This is a genomic window from Halomonas sp. A29 (assembly GCF_046723295.1).
Lineage (GTDB): Bacteria > Pseudomonadota > Gammaproteobacteria > Pseudomonadales > Halomonadaceae > Halomonas.
In genome coordinates this window covers 1-723 of sequence record NZ_JAXQPR010000035.1, presented here as the reverse complement: position 1 = coordinate 723, position 723 = coordinate 1, and the positions used below count along the sequence as shown (strand labels likewise).

Annotated in this window: 1 protein-coding gene; it reads left to right on the top strand. The window is 52.0% G+C overall.

Translation table 11 applies throughout. The features are described 5' to 3' along the window. The coding region (locus SPH52_RS22455) for a tetratricopeptide repeat protein (RefSeq protein ID WP_411797274.1) at positions 1-723 on the top strand (723 nt) is incomplete at both ends.

Genomic DNA, 723 nt, shown 5'->3' with positions numbered 1-723 from the left:
GATCTTGTTAATGCTTTCCACTTTCGCCCAGGCGGAGCGAATCTTTGAAGGCGAAAAGGTTGTGGAGATTTTCCATAGCCAGGACTTCGAAGCCAATCTGGCGGAGGCTGAGGAGGGCGATGTTCGGGCCCAGTACTTGGTCGGTGCTGCTTACCTGTATGGCCTCGAAGAGCAAGAGGTCGAGGTGGACCATGACAAGGGGCGCTATTGGCTAGAGGAGGCTGCTAGCCAGGGAGCCGCCGAAGCCTATTCTGAACTGGCGAGAATATACCGCCATGGCATGGGAGTGGAAAAAGACGCCAGCAAGTATGAGGAGTACCTTGCCGAAGCCGGGGAGCGAGGCATGCACTCGGCAAAGTTGGGTCTTCTGGATCTTTATGAGGATGGCGATCCCGAGCTAGGTATTGAGCCGGATGAAGTAAAGTATCTCTACTGGCTTAAAAAGACCGCCGAAGATGGGGTGTTGATTTCCATGCGAAATATGGCCCATACATATCGTCAGGGCCTTGGCGTTGAAGTAGACCTTGAAAAAGCTTTTGAGTGGTTAATTAGGGCCGTGGAACTAGATGACTCAATAGCCCAAGCACATGCTGGTGAGTTTTTCGAAAAAGGCCTCGGCACGGAACAGGATTTGGTCAAGGCCTATATGATGTATGACCTGAGTACTGGAATAGGGCGAGAGGCTAAGCACGAGTTGGCCAAGAAAATGCCGGAAGAGCAGAT